11 protein-coding genes are annotated in these 20,565 nt (G+C 62.8%); 7 read left to right on the top strand and 4 right to left on the bottom strand.

Annotation, left to right across the window (positions count from 1 at the left end; translation table 11 throughout):
• Positions 1-52 precede the first annotated feature (52 nt).
• Complete coding sequence (locus tag HU727_RS03360) at positions 53-970, top strand: LysR family transcriptional regulator (RefSeq protein ID WP_186528267.1); 918 nt, start codon at positions 53-55, stop codon at positions 968-970.
• Positions 971-1,127: 157 nt separating this feature from the next.
• On the opposite strand, the gene HU727_RS03355 is transcribed toward HU727_RS03360, so the two are convergent.
• The 4 genes from HU727_RS03355 to HU727_RS03340 form a co-directional block, all read right to left on the bottom strand.
• Entirely contained in the window at positions 1,128-1,373 is a 246-nt protein-coding gene (locus HU727_RS03355; RefSeq protein WP_217847126.1) for a hypothetical protein, read from the bottom strand.
• The gene (locus tag HU727_RS03350; protein ID WP_225919764.1) at positions 1,370-1,753 is read right to left on the bottom strand and encodes a hypothetical protein; all 384 of its coding nucleotides are present in this window, start codon (positions 1,751-1,753) and stop codon (positions 1,370-1,372) included. The genes HU727_RS03355 and HU727_RS03350 overlap by 4 nt, the downstream gene beginning before the upstream one ends.
• A gap of 163 nt (positions 1,754-1,916) precedes the next feature.
• Complete coding sequence (locus HU727_RS03345; RefSeq protein WP_186528264.1) at positions 1,917-2,141, bottom strand: DUF2188 domain-containing protein; 225 nt, start codon at positions 2,139-2,141, stop codon at positions 1,917-1,919.
• Positions 2,142-2,260: 119 nt separating this feature from the next.
• The gene (locus HU727_RS03340; RefSeq protein ID WP_186529232.1) at positions 2,261-3,178 is read right to left on the bottom strand and encodes a LysR substrate-binding domain-containing protein; all 918 of its coding nucleotides are present in this window, start codon (positions 3,176-3,178) and stop codon (positions 2,261-2,263) included.
• Between the two features lie 193 nt (positions 3,179-3,371).
• Here HU727_RS03340 and HU727_RS03335 point away from each other — a divergent pair, with 193 nt between their 5' ends.
• From HU727_RS03335 to HU727_RS03310, 6 genes are all read left to right on the top strand, one after another.
• A complete protein-coding gene (locus HU727_RS03335) occupies positions 3,372-4,121 on the top strand; it encodes an SDR family NAD(P)-dependent oxidoreductase (protein WP_186528263.1) in 750 nt (249 codons plus the stop codon).
• Between the two features lie 99 nt (positions 4,122-4,220).
• Positions 4,221-5,519: an MFS transporter gene (locus HU727_RS03330; RefSeq protein ID WP_186528262.1), complete on the top strand. Its 1,299-nt coding sequence runs from the start codon at positions 4,221-4,223 to the stop codon at positions 5,517-5,519.
• A 17-nt stretch (positions 5,520-5,536) separates the two neighbouring features.
• Positions 5,537-6,385, top strand: coding sequence for a transketolase (locus tag HU727_RS03325; RefSeq protein WP_186528261.1), 849 nt, complete (start codon positions 5,537-5,539; stop codon positions 6,383-6,385).
• Positions 6,382-7,404 carry a transketolase family protein gene (locus HU727_RS03320; protein ID WP_186528260.1) on the top strand — a complete coding sequence of 341 codons (1,023 nt, stop codon included), beginning with the start codon at positions 6,382-6,384 and terminating at the stop codon, positions 7,402-7,404. The genes HU727_RS03325 and HU727_RS03320 overlap by 4 nt, the downstream gene beginning before the upstream one ends.
• 62 nt (positions 7,405-7,466) lie before the next feature.
• Positions 7,467-8,501: an alpha/beta hydrolase gene (locus HU727_RS03315; protein ID WP_186528259.1), complete on the top strand. Its 1,035-nt coding sequence runs from the start codon at positions 7,467-7,469 to the stop codon at positions 8,499-8,501.
• A gap of 341 nt (positions 8,502-8,842) precedes the next feature.
• Positions 8,843-20,557, top strand: coding sequence for a BapA/Bap/LapF family large adhesin (locus HU727_RS03310; protein WP_186528258.1), 11,715 nt, complete (start codon positions 8,843-8,845; stop codon positions 20,555-20,557).
• Positions 20,558-20,565: the final 8 nt, after the last annotated feature.

Raw genomic sequence — 20,565 nt, 5'->3', positions numbered from 1 at the left:
GAGTGCTTAATGCGGTTATAAACTCTGCTAATGAATCCATTGAGCGTTTGTCATGGCCAAACCCAATTTCAACGACCTGTTGGCCTTCGTCACGGTCGCCCGTAGCGGCAGCTTTACCCGCGCGGCGGTGCAGCTAGGCGTGACCCAATCGGCGGTGAGCCAGATCGTCTCGTCACTGGAAACCCGCTTGAAGATTCGCCTGCTGACCCGCACCACGCGCAGCGTTTCGCTGACAGCGGCCGGCGAACGATTGCTGCACACCGTGGGTCATCGTTTTGATGAGATAGAAGCCGAACTGGACGCCTTGACGGAGCTGCGCGACAAACCCGCCGGCACCGTGCGGATCACGTGCGGCGACAGCATTATCAAGACCACCCTGCTGCCCAGACTCACGCCGTTGCTGCTGCAGTATCCGGACATCAAACTCGAGTTCGACATCAATTACGGCTTTCGCGACATCGTCGCCGACCGCTTCGATGCCGGCGTGCGCTTCAGCGGCACTGTCGCCCAGGACATGATCGCCGTCCCCATCGGCCCGCCTGTGCGCATGGCCGTGGTCGCCGCCCCCGACTACTTCGCCCGCCACCCTGCCCCGCAACATCCGCGCGATCTGGCCGCGCACCGTTGCATTGACATCCGTTTCCCGACCTACGATGGCGTCGATGCCTGGGAATTCGAACGTCAGGGCAAAAAACTGAAGGTGCGCGTGGAGGGCCAACTGGTGTTCAACTCCACCGTTCACATCGCCGACGCCGCCGTGAACGGGCTGGGCATTGCTTACCTGCCGGAAGACGAATTCAGCCCGCATCTGGCCGAAGGTCGGCTAGTCCGAGTGCTGGAAGATTGGTGTGAACCGTTCAGTGGTTTCCACCTCTACTACCCCAGCCGCCGACAACCGTCGCCGGCTTTTTCGCTGGTAGTGGATGCGCTGCGGGTGGATCGATCGCCGCCGGGCGATGGCTCCGGCTAACGCAAACGGACAGATGGTTTCGCCCCGTTGGATTGTGTACAGCCATAAACCTTGGAAGCGAGTTTGCCGGCGATTCATCTGCAACTGGCACTCCGCTTTCGCGAGCAGGCTCGCTCCCACATTGGATCTGTGGGTTGCCGCGGCTTTGAGAACGGCCCTATAACTTCGGTACATCGCCCGTCGCTTCAGCAAGCGTGGCCAACGCTTCCTCCATGCTGGCGATGTCGTCGTTGAGCTTTCGAAACACCAGGTTCATCGCCTCGCAGGGATCCACGGTTTGATGGCCACGAAGTGCGCCGACTGTTTCGGTTTCCATCTGCTGGAGGCTATTGACGCTCTCTCTGAGCGCCAGCAACTGCTCAAAGATAGCGGCGATTCGGGCCTGGCTTTCGGCGCTCATCATTTCCACCCAAGCCTTGAAATGATCTCGCGTCGATAGGGTGTATCGATTTGCGCAGGCACCTGTTCGACGTAGTTACGGGCCTGCTCATAGGCTTCTGCGCTCAAACCGGCCAGATGGGATACCGCGTCATTGGCAGTGGGAACCAGACCTTCAACATCTTTGAATCTGGGCGGCAGCGCGGTCCAGATCACTGCGTCCAACTCGCGGGGGATCGCCCATTCGGCCATTACCCCCACAGCGGAGGTGCCAGGGGTAAAACTGCCGATGCCATGGGGCCAGTCCTGAGGAATTCCTTCGCGCAGACGCAGGGCCTCACGGGCCTCGTCGAGGTTATCGACGTCCAGTACCGCCCAAAGCACTTTGCAGGGAGGCCCATTCACGCATATCGCAGTGGTGAGCTCGCCGCTGTCACTGACTCGCGCAAACTCGACGGGCACGTGTGGCCCATCCGAAAACCATTCGCTCGCAAGCGGCAAGCCGTCGGGCTTCCAGATCAGCGATCCCCATCCCAAGCATGCAATAACCATAATCAGGTCCTTTTGATCAGCCTTTGGTCTTTCGGGGATCGGCGGCGCGCGGGAATGTGCGTTCCTCCTGGATCGTCCCGTCCTCTTTGTGGATTTTCAAAGACGCGGTTTTGCCCTGCAGAAACTCACTGGCGATCTGAGTGATTTCAGCTTTGGTAGCAGCAGCTTTAGAGGCGCGTTGCGCGCCCTCTTTGACAAGCTCCCAACGTTGCTGGTTTTTCTTGATGTGGTAGTTATCCATTCCTTCACCTCTGGCAATTACGAACGATCTGGTAATGGGTTGACCTTGAGCCGTTCGCAGAGTTTGAAAGAATTAACGGGCAAGCCAATCAGCGCCTGGCCGGGTGAAGACGCCACCGCTCAATACGCGAACTCGTGCCCCAGTTCACTTTCCATCCATGCCAGAAATCGTCTGACACGCGGGAAGCCGGAATGCGCTTTTGGAAACACCAGGTGATGCGCGGCCACCGACGCGCTCAGTGATTGAGGGGCGACCTCAACCAAAGTGCCAGCGGCCAGATATTTTTGCGCGAGCAACGTGCTCTCCAAAGCGAATCCCAGTCCATGGCTGGCAGCTTCCAACGACATGTAGGAGCGGTCGAAGCTCAGCGCATAGGGCCGCTCCGGTCGCGCCAAACCATGTTGGGCAAACCATTGCGGCCATTTCAGCAGCGTGGCTTCCGACAGAATCAAATCACAATCAAGCAGATCCGGCGCCCCCCTGACAGGGCGTTGCGCGAGCAGCTTGGGTGAAGTCAGCACCGCGAATTTTTCATTCCTGACCGTGCGAACTTCATAGCTCGGCCAGTTGGGCAGCCCGTGGCGGATATCGACGTCGATCTTGTCGCGACTGAAATGCAGCGATTCATAGGAACATGACAGGTTGATCTGAATGTCCGGGTGACTTGCACGAAAGGCCTCCAGGCGCGGCATCAGCCAGAGCAGGCCGAAGCTGGGGGATGAGTGCAGGCGAAGACAGTCAAGGCTGACATCGCTGGCCGCCCGCTCGGTGGCGACGGCGAGGCTATGAAGAATGCCCGAGACTTCTTTGAGGTACTGCTCGCCCACCGGGGTGAGGGACACGCCGCGCGCCGCTCGGACAAATAATTGTCGGCCGATCATCCCCTCGAGTTTGGCCAATTGGTGACTGACCGCCGAAGGCGTCAAATCAAGCACTTCAGCTGCCCGGGCAACGTTACCGAAGCGAGCCGTTTGCTCGAAGGCCTGAATTGCTCTCAGCGGTGGCAGGATCATTGGTGCATCTGTATCAGCGCGCATGGGAACTCCGCTGCGTTTTTTATAATGATTGGCTGGGTTTGATTCAATCATCTGCGAGGTGGCTTGACGAGTGCTGAATTTTTTTCAGCATTGAGTGACTTTCGCGTTATTGCTCAACACCCCCTCGGAGGACAAGCTGAGTCATCGGTTCTTCACGGATCGACCTGATAAAAACAATCTGAGGGAACCCTCCATGCTTCTCCAAGGCAAAGTCGCAATCATCACCGGTGCCGCATCTGCCCGTGGCATCGGTCGCGCTACGGCGACCACATTCGCGCAGCACGGCGCGCATGTCGTCATCCTCGATCTGGATGCATCTGCTGCGCGTGATGCCGCCGCCTCACTGGGCGAAGGTCATCTCGGACTGGCCGCCAATGTCGCCGACGAGTCGCAGGTTCAGCAGGCCGTTGCCGCCATCATCGAACACTTCGGCCGCATCGACATCCTCGTCAACAATGCCGGCATCACCCAGCCATTGAAGACACTCGACATTCGCCCCTCGGACTACGACAAGGTGCTCGACGTCAGCCTGCGCGGCACCCTTTTGATGTCGCAAGCGGTGATTCCGCTCATGCGTCAGCAGTCTTGCGGCAGCATCGTGTGCATGTCGTCCGTGTCTGCCCAACGAGGTGGCGGCATTTTCGGTGGCCCTCATTACAGCGCGGCCAAGGCCGGTGTGCTGGGCCTGGGCAAAGCCATGGCGCGGGAGTTGGGGCCGGACAATATTCGCGTCAACTCCATCGCGCCCGGTTTGATTCACACCGACATCACCGGCGGCCTGATGCAGGATGAGCGTCGTCACGCGATCATCGAAGGCATTCCCCTCGGTCGCCTGGGCGAGGCGCAGGACGTCGCCAACGCCGCGCTGTTCCTGGCCAGCGACCTATCCTCTTATCTGACCGGTATCACCCTCGATGTGAACGGCGGCATGCTGATTCACTGAGTACCTCTGGGCGGGCCTGCGCGGCCCGTGCGGTTCTGGATCGATGACGCAGCCGGGCCTGAGGCCTGGCGGTCAATAAAAACAAGAGATCAGACCATCATGACTACCCTGTCGCTCGAAGCGGTTTCGACCGTGCGCTCTTCCGCCTATCGCAAGACGGCGTGGCGCCTCATGCCCTTCCTGATGCTGTGCTACCTGTGCGCCTATCTGGATCGGGTCAACGTCGGCTTCGCCAAGCTGCAAATGATGAACGATCTGGCCCTCAGCGAAACGGTCTACGGACTGGGCGCCGGCGTGTTCTTCATCGGCTATTTCCTTTGCGAAGTGCCCAGCAACATCATCCTCCACAAGGTCGGTGCGCGCGTGTGGATCGCGCGGATCATGATCACCTGGGGCATCGTCTCGGCCATGTTCGCCTTCGTCGAAACCGCGTGGCAGTTCTATGCCCTGCGGTTCTTGCTCGGCATCGCCGAAGCCGGTCTGGCACCGGGCCTGTTGTTGTACCTGACATACTGGTTTCCGTCCTACCGCCGGGCCCGCATGACGGTGCTGTGGTTCATCGCCATTCCGCTCTCGGGCATGGTCGGCGGCCCTCTTTCCGGCTGGATCATGAACCATTTTGCCGGTGTGCATGGCTGGGCAGGCTGGCAATGGATGTTTGTCCTTGAGGCGGTGCCCACCGTCGTCGTCGGGCTGCTGGTGTTGAGCTACCTGAAAGACGGCGTGCATCAGGCCACCTGGCTGAACGACGAAGAAAAAGCCCTGATCACCCGCGAACTGGCCGAAGACGACCAGCACAAAGTCACCCACGCATCGGTCGGCGAGTTCATCCGTGACCGTCGTTTGTGGCTGCTGGCGGCTATCTACTTCTGCGTCGTGATGGGGCAGTACGCGATAACTTTCTGGCTGCCGACGCTGGTGCGTAATGCCGGGGTTTCCGACCCGCTGCACATCGGCTTTCTGACCAGCCTGCCCTATCTGTGTGCCATCGTCGCCATGCTGCTGGTCGGCCGCAGTGGTGACAAACACCGCGAGCGCCGCTGGCACCTGATCGTGCCGATGATTGCCGGCGCTGTCGGTTTAAGCCTGGCTGCAATGATGGGCGGCAACTCGACACTGTCCATCCTCAGTCTCTGCCTCGCCGCGTCCGGGATTTTGTCCGCCACGTCGCTGTTCTGGATGCTGCCCACCACGTTGCTTGGAGGGGTGTCTGCCGCTGCCGGCATTGCCGCGGTCAACAGCTTCGCCAACCTCGCCGGGTTCTGCTCGCCTTATCTGATTGGCTGGATCACCACAGTGACCGGTTCCAGCGCCATCGGCATGTACCTGATCACGGGTGTGCTGTTCCTCGGCGCCAGCCTGGTCCTGCGTATTCCCGCCGCCCTGGTCAATCGTTGATTTAACGGAGTTTCATCATGACGACTAATCTTTCACACGCTGCACCCACTAGCCTGGCGGAGCGCGCGCACAACATTCGCCGCCACGCGTTGCGCATGGGCCAGGTTCAGGGCCAGGGTTATGTGGGCCAGGCCCTCGGCGCTGCCGACCTGCTCGCGGTTTCTTACTTTCATGCGATGAACCATCGCCCGGCAGACCCTGAATGGGAGCAGCGCGATCGCTTCTACCTCTCCATCGGCCATTACGCCATTGCGCTGTACGCGGCCCTGATCGAAGCCGAAATCATCCCGCTTGATGAACTGGAAACCTACGGATCGGACGACAGCCGCCTGCCGATGTCAGGCATGGCCACCTACACCCCGGGCATGGAAATCACCGGCGGCTCGCTGGGTCAGGGATTGGGCATCGCGGTCGGTGCCTGCCTGGGGCTGAAGCGCAAGGGCTCGCCCTCCTTCGTCTACAACCTGCTGTCGGATGGCGAGCTGAACGAAGGCTCGACATGGGAAGCGGTCATGTCGGCTTCGCACTGGAAGCTCGACAACCTGATCGCCATTGTCGACGTCAATAACCAGCAAGCCGATGGTTACTCCAGCGAAATCCTCTCGTTCGAGCCCATCGTCGATCGCTGGCAAGCGTTCGGCTGGTTCACCCAGCGCGTCGATGGCAATGACCTCGACGCGCTGGTCGCCGCGTTCGATGCCGCGCGCAATCACTCGGGCAGCCAGCCGCGCGTGATCATTTGCGATACCAAAATGGGCAAAGGTGTGCCGTTTCTGGAAACCCGGGAGAAAACCCACTTCATTCGCGTGGAAGAGCACGAATGGGATCTGGCACTGAGCAACCTTGAAGAAGGAAAGAACCAATGAGCAACGCCGCAAACACTCCGACTTCGACGGGCGAACCGATCAAAAAGCGCTTGACCACTTCGGCGATGATCGCGTCCATTGCCTCCGAAGGCCAGGCGACCCGATCGGCGCCGTTCGGCCACGCACTGGCGGCCCTGGCGGATCAGCGCGCGGACATCGTCGGTCTTTCCGCCGACCTGTCCAAGTACACCGACCTGCACATCTTTGCGAAGGCGCACCCGGATCGTTTCTATCAAATGGGCATGGCCGAGCAGTTGCTGATGAGCGCCGCCGCCGGTATGGCCCGCGAAGGCTTTGTGCCGTTCGCCACGACTTACGCCGTGTTCGCGTCGCGTCGCGCTTATGACTTCATCTGCATGGCCATCGCCGAAGAAAATCTCAACGTGAAGATTGTCTGTGGTCTTCCCGGCCTCACGACCGGTTACGGCCCTAGCCATCAGGCCACCGATGACCTGGCGATCTTCCGCGCCATGCCCAACCTGATGATCGTCGATCCCTGCGATGCGCTGGAAATCGAACAGGCTGTGCCGGCCATCGCCGCGCACCAGGGACCGGTCTACATGCGTTTGCTGCGGGGCAACGTTCCATTGGTGCTGGACGAGTACGGCTACCAGTTCGAAATCGGCAAAGCCAAGACCCTGCGCACCGGCAATGATGTCCTGATCATCTCCACCGGGTTGATGACCATGCGCTCACTGGAAGCGGCCAGGCAACTGCAGGCAGACGGCATTGACGTTGCCGTCCTGCACGTACCGACCATCAAGCCACTGGATGAACAGACCCTTCTGGCCGAAGCGCGCAAGTCCGGGCGACTGGTGGTTACGGCCGAGAACAGCTCGATCATTGGCGGCCTCGGCGAAGCTGTCGCCGGGTTGCTCCTGCGCAACGGCGTGACGCCGACGTTCCGGCAAATCGCTTTGCCCGACGCCTTCCTGGACGCGGGCGCATTGCCGACGCTGCACGACCGATACGGCATCTCGACAACCGCCGTGTGCGCCCAGATCAAGGCCTGGTTGTAGCGCCATCGTGAAAGGCGCTTCGATTCGGGGGCGCCTCGTCACTCTGCAAAAGGAGCAAAACGTTGAAACCTCATGAACTGCTTGATCCTGCGTTCCATAGTTTCTTGACCTGCGACGCCGAAGCCTGGTCGCTGCTGACACTGCCGGGCATCCGCAAACGGGTCCACGCAGGTTTCAAATCCGCCGAACAAGCGCGTTGCCAAAGCGCCTGGGCAAAAAGTCACGACGGCGAGGATTTGCGACTCTGCCTCTACCAGCCCGAGGTCGCGAAACAGGGTAAAACCTGCCCAGTGATCCTTTATATCCACGGCGGAGGTTTTGTCCTGGGCCGACCTGAAATGGCCGACGAATATCTGGCCGGTCTAGCCGAAGAACTAGGCACGATTATCGTCGCCGTCGATTATCGCCTTGCGCCAGAACACCCCTTCCCGGTTCCACTGGAAGATTGTTATGCGGCGCTCGGCTGGATTTTCGCGAATCAACAGGCGCTCGATATCAACATCGGCAAATTGGTCGTCATGGGCCACAGCGCCGGTGGAGGCCTGGCGGCAGCGCTGGCGATTGTGGCGCGCGACCGAGGCGAATATCCCATCGCCCGTCAGGTGCTGATTTATCCGATGCTGGATTACCGTTCGGGCAGCGCACACTCGCCCCACGAAAACAGCACGACGGGAGTCATTGGCTGGTCGCCCCAGGCCAACCAATTCTGCTGGCAATCCCTGCGCGGAACCTACGCACTTGATGACGAGCGCATCGGCTGGTTTTCACCCGCGCTGCAGACAGACCTGAGCGATCTGCCACCCACATTTCTTTCGGTCGGGGCGCTGGATTTGTTCCTTGAAGAGGACATTGCCTTCGCCACGCGTTTGTCTCGTTCGGGTGTAGCCGTGGAATTTCATGTCTATCCCGGGGCACCGCACATGTTTGATCAGCATCCCGGTAGCATCACTGATCAATGCGCCATGGATATCGTTCGATCACTTCGGCGATCAATAGGCAGCGCATTAACTGATTGCTGCCCAAAAGATGCTCCTCAAAGTAGAGAATCACGCCAGATCAGATTCTTATACAACGCCCGTCTCGACTCTTGCTCTTAGTCATTAATACCTTTTGGCGAGTGATTAACCCCACGCATCTCGCAGGCGTGGCAGGTTTCGATATTGCTTCGCCATCACCCCAACCATCAGCTGTGCAGACTCATGCTCCGGCCTTTAGGCAAATGTCATAAATGACACATTTTGTTTCATTCAGAATGGGTTGGATCCAGCGTTCCGACAAACGGTAAAAATTATTATTCCCTTTTAATTCAACGTAATAACAACACTGTGATCGTTCATCTGCTCAATCGCCAGATATCAGGCAACCCCGTCAAGCGCTCCCTATCTATGGTTTTAAAACCCGCCGTGGACGTCCACAGATACCTTTACAGGGAGTAGTAATGGACAACATCGTCATCGCCGACAAATCCAGTTCTCAGCTCACTGCCCAAAACTGGGGCAATGTTCAGCTCAATCAGCCTTCAGTTGTACAAATGCCGGTGAGCCCCGAGCAGCTGGCTTCAACCAGCCGTAGCGGTCAGGATCTGATCGTCAATCTGAAGAATGGCGAGCAGATCAAAATCACCAATTTCTTCGTCACCAGCCCTGACGGTGTCCCTAACGACATTGTGTTTCAGGGCGACGATGCCACGTTATGGCAGGCGCGCTACAACGCCGAACCGTTCAATGGTTTCACCTTCGACGAAATCGAATCGCTTGACGAACTGATCGCCGGTGTCGGTGTGGTTGATGGAGCGACGCCTGCGTGGGCGATCGCCGGGCTCGGCCTGTTGGGTGCGGGCGGTGCAGCCGCCGCAGCGGGAGGCGGCGGAGGTGGTGGCGGCGGCGGTGGCAACGGCGATGCGACGCCCCCCGCGCCTGCGACCGGGCTGACCTTGTCGGCCGATGGTCGGGTGTTGAGTGGTTTCGGTGAACCTGGCAGCGTCGTGTCCATACGCGATGCGGCGGGCAACCTTCTGGGCTCCGGAACCGTCGGTGCTGACGGTAGTTTCCAGGTTGAACTGGGCACTCCGCAAACCAATGGCCAACCGCTCGACGTCACGCTCACCGACCCTGCCGGGAACGTGTCCACACCGGGTTCGGTCACCGCGCCGGACACGACCGCGCCGACAGCGCCGGCCAATCTCGCTGTAAGCCCCGATGGCACACAACTTGGCGGGACCGGTGAAGCCGGTGCAACCATTGAGGTGCGCGCTGCCGACGGAGCCCTGCTGGGCAGTGCCATTGTGGCGGCGGACGGCACCTTCAGTGTCACGCTCAGTCCGGCACAAACGGGCGGCCAGCCGCTGACCGTCAGCGCCACCGATGCGGCGGGGAATGCATCGCCGGTCGCAACCGTAAGTGCGCCGGACATTGTTGAACCGCAGGCACCTGCCAATCTGGGCTTGAGCGGTGACGGCAGCCAACTGACCGGTACCGCCAGGGCCGGTACCACCATCGAAGTTCGTGCGGCGAACGGTGACGTGCTCGGGCGCGCCACGGTGGGTGCCGACGGCGCCTTTACCGTGACGCTGAGCCCGGCGCAGGCCAACGGCGAGGTCATCAGCGTCGTTGCGCTCAACAGCCTGGGTGTGCAATCGCCGGCCGTGCCCTTCAATGCGCCTGACATCACGGGCCCCGGCGCCGCGACGGATCTGGCCGTCAGCAGCGACGGCCTGTCGCTCACTGGCCGTGGTGAGCCTGGCAGTACTGTGAGCGTCACCAACGCCCAAGGGACGGTGCTTGGCACGGCGCTGGTCGCAGCCGATGGCTCGTTTACAGTGCAGCTCGGCACAGCGCAAATCGATGGACAAGCATTGAGCGTGCAGCTAACCGACGCAGCTGCCAACCCTTCGCCGGCGGTGACCATCATCGCTGTTGATCTGGACGGCCTGACTCAGCCGAGCAATATTGTCTTGAGCGTGGATGGCACGCAGATGAAAGGACGCGGCCAGGTCGGGTCGACCGTCACGATCCGCGATGCCAACGGCAATATTCTCGGCTCGGCGGTGGTCGCAGCGGACGGCACGTTCACCGTGCAATTGAGCCCCCCCCAGAACAACGGCGAAACGTTGCAGATCACTGCCAGCGACGCCGCTGGCAATACGTCCGCCCCGCTGCCCTACGTGACACCAGATACTCAAGGCCCGGCGGCGGTTTCCGACGTCACGCTCGATGCACAAGGGCAGACGTTGACCGGCAAGGGTGAAGTGGGCGCCTCGATCACCGTGCGTGATCCGGCAGGCAATATCATTGGCACCGGCACGGTCGGTACCGACGGCAACTTCACCGTCAACCTCACCACTGCCCAGACCGACGCGCAACAGCTGCAAGTGATTCAGACCGACGCTGACGGCAACCCGTCGGCGCCTGTCAACGTGACCGCACCCGACTTGACCACGCCAGTTGCGGTGTCCGATGTGACCATTTCCGCGAATGGTGCAGTGGTCACTGGTGCGGGTCAGCCAGGCGCGACCGTTACCGTTACCGACGCAGGTGGCGTGGTGTTGGGCACTGCCGTAGTTGGCAGCAACGGCCGTTTCGAAATCAGCTTGTCCTCCCCGCAAACCAACGGCCAGAACCTCAGCGTCGTGCAGACCGATGGCTCGACCTCGGCCTCTCCAGCGGTGCCGGTTGAGGCACCCGATATTCAGGCCCCTGCCGCCCCGTCGAATCTGGCGCTGGATGCAACGGGCACAACACTCACCGGTACCGGCGAGCCTGGCGCAACGGTTTCGGTCAAGGATCTGGCCGGCAATACACTCGGCACCGCGACCGTCGACGGCACCGGCGCGTTTTCCGTCACGTTGAACAGCCCACAGGTCAACGGCCAACAACTGCAAGTGAGCCAATCGGATGGCGTGAACGTGTCCCCGAATGCGCCGCTGACGGCGGCGGACAGTACCGCGCCGCTTGCGCCTGACAATGTCGTGCTCGGCAGCAACGGCGTGACGTTGACCGGGACCGGGCAAGCCGGTAGCACGGTCACGGTCAGTGCACCGGATGGCACGGTTCTCGGCACAACGGTGGTTGCCAATGACGGCAGTTTCACCGTCAACCTGAGCCCGGCTCAGCTCGATGGCCAAGTGTTGAGCGTTATCCAGACCGACGCGAGTGCCCTGCCCTCGCCGGTTACCCCGGTCACCGCACCGGACATCACTGCCCCGCCAGCACCGACCGGACTGATCATCGATCCGGCGGGCGCCACGGTCACCGGCACGACGCAGCCCAATAACACGGTTCAGGTCATCGGCGACGACGGCAACGTCATCGGCAGCGCGACGGCCGATGGCAATGGCGCCTTCACGGTCAATCTCGGGACCGCGCAGACCAATGGCGAAGTGTTGCAGGTCGTGGTGTCGGACGGCGCCAACTCTTCGCTGCCAGGCACGGTCAACGCACCGGACAGCACCCCACCGACGGCTGTCAGCGATCTGGCGATCAACCCGTCGGGTGACCAGGTGTCGGGGCTTGCGGAGGCCGGAACGACGGTCACCGTCAGTATTGCCGGCGGCAGCGTGTTGGGCTCCGGCACCGCAGGGGCGGATGGCCGCTTCGTCATCACACTCGCTCCCGCTGCGGGCACTGGCAGTAACCTCGAGGTGATCAGCACTGACGCCGGCGGCAACAATTCGCCGGCGGTGCCTCTGGCAGGTCCCGACAACACACAGGTTGCAACACCAACCGATCTGTCATTGAGCGCCGACGGTTTCACCCTGACCGGCGCCGGAACGCCCGGTTGCACGGTGACCGTGACCGGCAGCAATGGCGTTGTACTCGGCTCGGGACTGATCAATGACTCCGGGCGTTTTACCTTGTTGCTCAATGCCAAGCAGATCAATGCGCAAGTGCTGCAAGTGACCGCCACCAGTCCAGACGGTGACGTATCGGTGCCTGGCACCATCACGGCTGCCGATGGCACCTCTCCGGACGCCTTGACCAATCTCGCGCTCAATGCCAACGGCAGTGTGCTGACCGGCCGAGGTGAAGCCGGCGCCACAGTGACCGTAACCGACAGCAATGGCACCGTCCTGGGTACCGCTTTGGTGGCCAGCAACGGCACGTTCAGCCTGACACTGACGCCGGCGCAGCTCAATGGCCAGGCACTCACCGCGATTCAGAGCGATGCCGCCGGCAATCTTTCGCAGCCGGCCGGCATCATCGCCACCGACCTGCAGCCGCCAGCCGCCGCCACCGGTGTCACCATCAATAACGTCGGCACCGTCGTCAAAGGCCAGGGTGAAGCGGGCAGCACCGTGACCGTGCGCGATGCAGCCGGCAACGTGCTGGCGACCGGTCTGGTCGATCAGAGCGGCAACTTCCAGGTCACCCTGCCCAACGCGCAAAACACCGGCGAAACCTTGCAGGTCACTCTGACCGACGCGAACAGCAATACGTCGCCCTCCACAGGCGTGGTTACCGTGGACGGCACTCCGCCAGCCGCCGTGCAGAGCCCACTGATTAGCGCCGATGGCAGCACACTGAGCGGCACCGGTGAGGCCGGTGCGACAGTCAACGTCACCAACGCCAGCGGCACCGTGCTCGGCAGCGCCGTGGTGGGTGCGGACGGTTCGTTCAGCGTGACGCTGGCGCCCGCGCCCACCAATGGCGAAGCGTTGGCGATCAGCCAGACCGACCCTGCCGGCAACGTCTCGCCTGCAACGAGTGTCAACGCGCCCGACATCAGCCCGCCGGCCGCGCTGACTCAAGTCGCGGTAAATGCCGACGGCGTGACCGTGACCGGTCGCGGCGAGCCCGGCGCCACCGTATCCGTGCGCAGCGCCGACGGCACCTTGCTCGGCACGGCGCAGGTAGGCAGCGGCGGCGCGTTCAGCGTCACACTGAACACGCCACAACTGAATGCCGAGGTGTTGACGGTCACGCAGGAAGACCCACCGGGCAATGTGTCGACGGCCGTTGAAGTGATCTCGGTAGACTTGACCGCACCGGCCACGCCGAGCGCATTGACCTTGAACGCCGCTGGCCTGCAACTGGCCGGCAACGCCGAGGCAGGCAGCACCGTGACCGTGCGCGACAGCCAGGGCAATGTACTTGGCACCACCACGGCGGCCGCCAATGGCACCTTCCAACTCACGCTCAACAGTGCGCAGACCAACGGCCAGGCGCTGAACGTGACGGCGAGTGACGCGGCGGGCAATCCGTCCGCCCCGGCAATCGTCAATGCCGCCGATACCACGGCTCCCGTGGCGGCCGGCAATCTGGCGGTCAGCGCCAATGGCGCCACACTGACGGGTACAGGTGAAGCCGGCGCCAGCGTTGAAGTGCGCGACGGCGGCGGCAACCTGCTGGGTACCGCAACGGTCGGCGGCAACGGCAGCTTCAGCCTCTCGCTGTCTCCGGCCGCTGCGGCCGGGTCCACCCTCTCGGTCGTGCAGATCGATGCCGCCGGCAACACCGGACCGGCGACGCCCGTCACCGCGCCGGGCAATCTGGCTGAAAGCGCGCCGACCGCTCTGGCGCTCAGCGCTGACGGCTTGACCCTGACCGGGACCGCGACGGCTGGCAGCACCGTGAGCATTCGCAATGCCTCCGGCGTGTTGCTGGGCAGTGCGCTGGTTGCCGCCAACGGGACGTTCAGTGTCACGCTCAACGCCGCGCAAGTGAACGGCGAGCAGCTGTCGGCCGTGGCAACATCGGGCACGGGCATCAACTCATCGCCCACCAGTTACACCGCCGCCGACATCGCCGCGCCAACGCCACTCAGCGAACTGAGCCTGGCACCCAACGGCACAGCGCTGACCGGACGTGGTGAAGCGGGCGCCACCGTGACCGTGCTCGGCAGCGGCGGCGTTGTGCTCGGCAGCGCCGTGGTGGCGGCCAACGGCACCTTCAGCGTCACGCTCAGCCCGGCGCAAACCTCAGGCCAGACGCTGAGCCTGAGCCAGGCCGATGCCGCCGGCAACGAATCCAACAGCGTCAACCTGACCGCGCCGGATCTTATTGCACCCAACGCGCCGGCGGCGTTGGCAGTTACCAATGACGGCAGCGTGTTGTCGGGTACCGGTGAGGCCGGCACCACCGTCAACGTATTCAACGCGGCGGGAACGCTGGTCGGCACCGGCACCGTGAGCATCGACGGCACTTTTGCGATCACGCTGACCACGCCGCAAGCCAACGGCCAGGCCTTGACGGTGTCGCTCACGGATGCGGCAGGCAACACCTCGGCGGCGACGCCGTTCACCTCGGTTGACAGCACACCGCCAGCGGCTGTGTCGCAACTGAGCATCGGCGGTGACGGCGCGACATTGACCGGACGCGGCGAAGCGGGCGCGCAAGTCAGGGTCATCGACAGTGACGGCAATGTGCTCGGCACCGCCACCGTGAGCCCGACCGGTACGTTCACGCTGACGCTGAACCCCGCGCTGACCAACGCTGAAGTGATCACCGTCGTGCAGGCCGATTCCGTGGGCAACGACTCCCCTGCCGTCAGCCTGACAACGCCGGACTTCACCCCGCCTGACCCGTTGGCCAACGTCGAGATCAATGCTTCGGGTGCGCTCGTCACAGGCACCGGCGAACCGGGCGCGACCGTGACGGTGCAGGATGCCAACGGCACCTTGCTCGGTACCAGCGTGGTGCTCGCGGACGGCTCGTTCAGCGTGACCCTGACGCCGCCGCAGATCAACGAACAAATCCTCAACGTGCAGCAGGCCGATCCGCCCGGCAACGTCAGCGCGCCGGTGACAGTCACCGCACCGGATCTGACGCCGCCCGCTACACCGGTCAGTCTGCAATTCAACGGTGATGGAGACGTGCTCACCGGCAGCGGCGAAGTCGGCGCCAGTGTCAGCGTCACGCTGGCCGATGGTACGGTTGTCGGCACCGCCACAGTCGGCAGCGACGGCCTCTTCCAGGTATCCCTGGTGCCGGCTTTGACCAACGGCGAACCGGTTTTCGTGGTGCTTGAAGATGCAGCCGGCAATTCGTCCGTGGCCGGCACGCTGGCGGCGCCTGACAGCACCCCGCCGGCTGCGTTGACCAACGTTGATATCGACGCTGGCGGCAGCCTCGTCACCGGTTCCGGCGCGGCCGGCTCCCAAGTAGTGGTGACCAATGCAGCTGGCACCATCATCGGCACCGGCACCGTCGGGGCCGATGGCAATTTCAGCGTGACCCTGGATCAGCCGCAGCTCAACGGTGAAGCCTTGTCGGTCATCCAGCGCGACGCGGCTGGCAATCCTTCCCCCGCTGCCCCCGTCACCGCACCGGACGTCACGCCGCCCGCGCAACCTGTGAGCGTGCTCAGCTCCGACGGGCTGACGGTAACGGGTACCGGTGAAGCCGGGGCGACTGTGCGCGTGACCAATGCGGCCGGCACCTTGCTCGGCAGCGCAACGGTTGCCGCCAACGGCACCTTCAGCGTGACGCTGGACGCAGCGCAACTGAACGGTCAGGTGTTAAGCGTCAATCAGACCGACCTCGCGTCCAACACGTCGCCTACGCAGACGTTGCAAGCACCGGATGAAACCGATCCGCTGCAAGTCACCGACCTGATAGTCAGCCAGAACGGCGTGACCGTGACCGGTACCGGTGAAGCCGGTGCGACCGTCACGGTGCGTGATGGCGCGGTTGTGCTTGGCACCGGGACGGTGGCCGCAGACGGCACTTTCAGCGTCACGCTGGCCGCTGCGCAACTGGACGGCAGGACGTTGTCCGTGGTTCAGGCCGACGCCGCCAATAATCTGTCCGAGCCGGTACTTGTTGTAACGCCGGACATCACCGCGCCGCTGGAGCCAATCGTCACCTCGCTGACGGGCGCCGGCACTTTGCTCGCGGGGACTGCCGAAGCGGGCAGCACAGTGACGGTTTTGTCGGCCAACGGCACGTTGCTGGGCACTGCGGTGACGCTGGGCGATGGCACCTTCACCGTCACGCTCAATCCCGCCCAGGCCAACGGTCAGTTGCTGTCGGTGATCGCGACGGATGCGTTCGACAACGCATCGCCGACCCTGCTCTACCCTGCGGCTGACAACACCGCACCCGATGCCGTCACCGGTCTTGTGATCAGCGCTGACCTGACTCAACTGGCCGGTCGTGGCGAAGCGGGCGCCAGTGTCGAGGTGACCGATGCGCTCGGCAACGTGGTCGGCAGCGGTACGGTCGCGGCCAACGGCACTTTCCTGATCGACCTGGATCCGGGCATCACCGCCGGCCAGGTGCTGACCGTAAACCAGACGGACGTCGCTACCAACGTGTCCGCGGATGCCAACCTGACGGTACCGGCAGTCCCGGCGCCAGATGCGCCGGACAATCTTGCTCTCACCGGTGATGGCCTCACGCTGTCCGGCACGGCGGCAGTCGGCACCACCATCAACGTTTACGGTCCTGATGCCAGCCTGATCGGCACCGGCGTCACGGGGCCTGATGGCACGTTCAGCGTCGTTCTGACGCCAGCGCAAACCAATGGTGAAAGCCTCGAAGTCACCGCAAACACGCCGTTGGGCGGCGCCTCGCTGCCGAGTGAAATCACCGCTGGTGACACCTCGGCGCCCGCGCCACTCAGTGATCTGGCGGTCAATGCCAGCGGCACACTGGTCACCGGTCGCGGCGAAGTCGGCGCAACGGTCACCATCACTGGCGCCGGCGGCGTGGTGCTCGGCAATGCAGTGGTCGGCGCCAATGGCACCTTCAGCGCGCAACTCAATACGCCGCAGGTGAACGGCCAGGTGCTCAATGCGGTGCAAACCGACGCGGCAACGAACACCTCGCCCGGTCTGGCCGTCACCGCACCAGACATCACCGCCCCCACCGCACCGACGGCTCTTGTGCTGAACGGCGCGGGACTGTTGCTCGAAGGGCTCGGTGAAGCCGGCGCCACCGTGACGGTGCGCGGTGCCGGTGGAACGGTGTTGGGCACTGCGACGGTCGCGGGCAACGGCACGTTCTCGGTGACATTGTCGTCCGCACAACTCAACGGGCAACAGCTGAGCGTCAGTCAGAGTGATGCGGCGGGCAATGTTTCGCCATCCGTCAACCTTAGTGTTACCGACACGACCGCGCCGGCACCGCTGAGCAATGTGACCTTGAACGGTACCGGGCTGGCGGTCAGTGGCACGGGCGAAGCCGGCGCCACGGTCAGCGTCACCAACGCGGCCGGTACCGTGCTGGGCACCGCCGTGGTCAATGCCGGGGGCGCCTTCACGGTTCAACTGTCCAGCGCCCAGCTCAACGGTCAACAGTTGATCGTTCAACAGGCAGACCCGGCGGGCAATCTGTCGCCGGTATTCAACCTCACGGCGACCGATGTGCAGGCGCCGGTCGCGGCCAGCGGCCTGGTCCTCGCTGCCAATGGCCTGACCCTCAGCGGCGTCGGCGAACCGGGTGCGACAGTCAACGTCTATGGCGCGGGCGGTGCTCTGCTAGGCACCGGAACCGTGGGCGCTGGCGGCACGTTCAGCTTCAACCTCAACACGGCGCAACTGGACGGGCAGTTGTTAACCGTCCGACTCGCAGACCCGACCGGCAACCTGTCGCCGAATGCGAGCCTGACAGCACCGGACGTCACCGCACCCGGCGCCCCGACTGGCGTCACCGTCAATGGCAGCGGCACGTTGCTGACCGGTGTCGGCGTACCCGGTTCGACCATCAGTGTGCGGGGCGCTGGCGGCGTGGTGCTCGGCACCGCGACCGTCGCCGCCAACGGCAGCTTCTCTGTGGTGCTGGCCTCGGCACAGATCAACAGCCAGGTGCTCAGCGTTACCCAGGCGGATCCGAGCGGCAATGTTTCGGCGGCGGCGACCGCGACGGCGCCAGACCTGACTCCTCCGGCCGCCGCCGGGGCTCTACTGGTCGGGGTTGATGGTCTGAGCGTCACGGGTACTGGTGAGGCCGGCGCAACGGTGACCATCAAGTCGGCCACCGGCACCGTGCTGGGAACCGGTACGGTCAACAATCTCGGCGTGTTCACCATCGTCCTGAACAGCGCGCAGATCAACGGTGAAAAACTCACCGTCAGCCTGAGCGACGCTCGCGGCAACGTCTCGGTGGCGGCCAACGTCACCGCGCCGGATATCGATGTCAACGCGCCGGTGGTCGCCAGCGACAATCTGGCCGTCGGCACTGTCACCCTGACCCCGGCGACCGCGTCGCAGACGTTCAACGACTCGTTCACTACGCTGCTGTCCGGGTTCTCGAAGACCTTCACGTTCAGCGTGGCCAGTGGTTCACGTCTCGATCCAACGTTGACGCTGACCACCAGCAGCCTGATTTCGCTGCTCGACGGCGTGGTCTATACGCTGCAAGTGAAGAATGCCAGCGGCACCTGGGTCACCCTGGATGTCAACGGCAGCGGCGGTCTGCTCGACCTGATTGCTTTGACCGGCCAGGGCGTGCGGGTGGACATCGGCAATCTGCTGTCGGGCGACTATCGACTGACGGTGTCGAGCACCGGTATCGGCGTGCTGACCACGGTCAACACGCAGCTGCAACTGGACGTCAGCAGCCTGACCCAGTTCAACGGTGTCGCCGGGCCGGCGGTGACGGGCAACGTCATCACCAACGTCGGCGTCGATGGCACGGCTGACCAGACCGGCCCGGATAACGGCGCCCAATTGCAGATCTTCAAGAACGGCGCATTTGTCAGTGCTGGCGCCGGCACCACCGTGCAAGGGCTGTACGGCACGCTGACCATCGATGCCAGCGGCAACTACAGTTACACGCCAAACGGCAGTGTCGGCAGCGTCGGCAAGGTCGATGTCTTCAACTACCAACTGGTGCACCCGAACGGTTTGAGCGACACGGCCAACCTCTACGTGCGCATCGACAGTCCGCAGGCCACCGAAGTGTGGAATGACGCCAACCTCGGCAGTCCCGCGCTGGTGGTTGACGCCACGCCGGACATCGCCTCGACAGACGTCACGCTGGTCAACCGTGAAGTCACCAGCAACTCTAATCTCGGCACCTTCAACGTGTTGCTGGGCGGTGGCAGCGGGAACTACAACACGGTTGTCGCGGCGGATACCGTCAGCGACCTCACCGTGGTGGTCAACTCGAGCAACCTGCTGGCCCTCCTGGGTTCGATGACGGTGGGCCTGTACAAGCTCAACACCGCCACCAACCAGTACGTGCTGGTCAAGAGTTACGGCGGCAACGCGTTGCTGAATCTGGGCGGCGGCAACTACGGCATCAAGTTTGACGACCAGACGGCCGGCAGTTACCAGGTCAGGGTGGCCGTGGGCGGCCTCGGCCTGCTCACCAGCGTCAACACCAGCCTGATCAACGTGGCGACTTACACCAACCAGTTTGTCGTCGGCAGCTACACACCGGTGTCGGGCAACCTGCTCACCGACACCGCAGGCGGCGGCGCCGATGTACTGGGCTCGGTCTACACCTTGCTCAGCGTGTTGGTCGCGGGCAGCTATGTCGCGCCGGGCTACAACGGCGTCACGCTGGTCGGCAATTACGGCTCGCTGCTGGTCCAGGCCAACGGTAACTACACCTACACACTCAAGCCCGGGCTGACCGATGCGGTCATTGGCCAGGAAGACACGTTCACCTACCAACTGACGCACCCGAACGGCACCGTCGATACCGCCACGCTGACCATCGACCTGAACAAGGCCGGGGCGTTCGCCACCGCCGCGTTCTCGGCACTGGCCAGCGATGACGTGGGTCTGGCGAACGCCGCTGGCAGTGAGCTGATCCAGGGCACTGACGGCAACGACACGCTGGACGGCTCGCAGGGCGGCGCTGTTTCGCTGCAAGGCGGGGCCGGCGACGACACGCTGATCATCGCCGACCAGCAGTTCACTTCGGTCGATGGCGGCAGCGGCACCGACAGCCTGCTTTGGGCCGGCGGCGATGTGGCGATCAATCTCGGCGATCTGCAGAGCCGAATCCACAACGTCGAGGTGCTCGACTTAAGCCATTCCAGTGCAGTTTCGCTGACGTTGAACCTGAGCGATCTGGTGGCCATTACCTCCGCTGACAACAACACCTTGCTGATCAAGGGGGACAGCAAGGACAGCGTGCACATGACCGATGGCTGGACGGCAGACGGTACGCTACAGGCCGATGGCATCGACTATGTTCAATACACGGCACAGGAGGATCCGAGCCACCACTTATGGGTGCAGAACGGCATTCAAGTCGTCTGAAACGCGAC

It is taken from the genome of Pseudomonas khorasanensis (assembly GCF_014268505.2).
GTDB classification, from domain to species: Bacteria; Pseudomonadota; Gammaproteobacteria; order Pseudomonadales; family Pseudomonadaceae; genus Aquipseudomonas; species Aquipseudomonas khorasanensis.
Note: the sequence above shows the minus strand (reverse complement) of the source record. Positions and strands in the feature narration are given on the sequence as shown.

Coding starts and splice junctions, on each gene's coding strand:
- HU727_RS03335 (WP_186528263.1), top strand. CDS start 3,372: ATGCTTCTCCAAGGCAAAGTCGCAATCATCACCGGTGCCGCATCTGCC.
- HU727_RS03355 (WP_217847126.1), bottom strand. CDS start 1,373: ATGATGAGCGCCGAAAGCCAGGCCCGAATCGCCGCTATCTTTGAGCAG.
- HU727_RS03325 (WP_186528261.1), top strand. CDS start 5,537: ATGACGACTAATCTTTCACACGCTGCACCCACTAGCCTGGCGGAGCGC.
- HU727_RS03340 (WP_186529232.1), bottom strand. CDS start 3,178: ATGCGCGCTGATACAGATGCACCAATGATCCTGCCACCGCTGAGAGCA.
- HU727_RS03330 (WP_186528262.1), top strand. CDS start 4,221: ATGACTACCCTGTCGCTCGAAGCGGTTTCGACCGTGCGCTCTTCCGCC.
- HU727_RS03320 (WP_186528260.1), top strand. CDS start 6,382: ATGAGCAACGCCGCAAACACTCCGACTTCGACGGGCGAACCGATCAAA.
- HU727_RS03345 (WP_186528264.1), bottom strand. CDS start 2,141: ATGGATAACTACCACATCAAGAAAAACCAGCAACGTTGGGAGCTTGTC.
- HU727_RS03310 (WP_186528258.1), top strand. CDS start 8,843: ATGGACAACATCGTCATCGCCGACAAATCCAGTTCTCAGCTCACTGCC.
- HU727_RS03360 (WP_186528267.1), top strand. CDS start 53: ATGGCCAAACCCAATTTCAACGACCTGTTGGCCTTCGTCACGGTCGCC.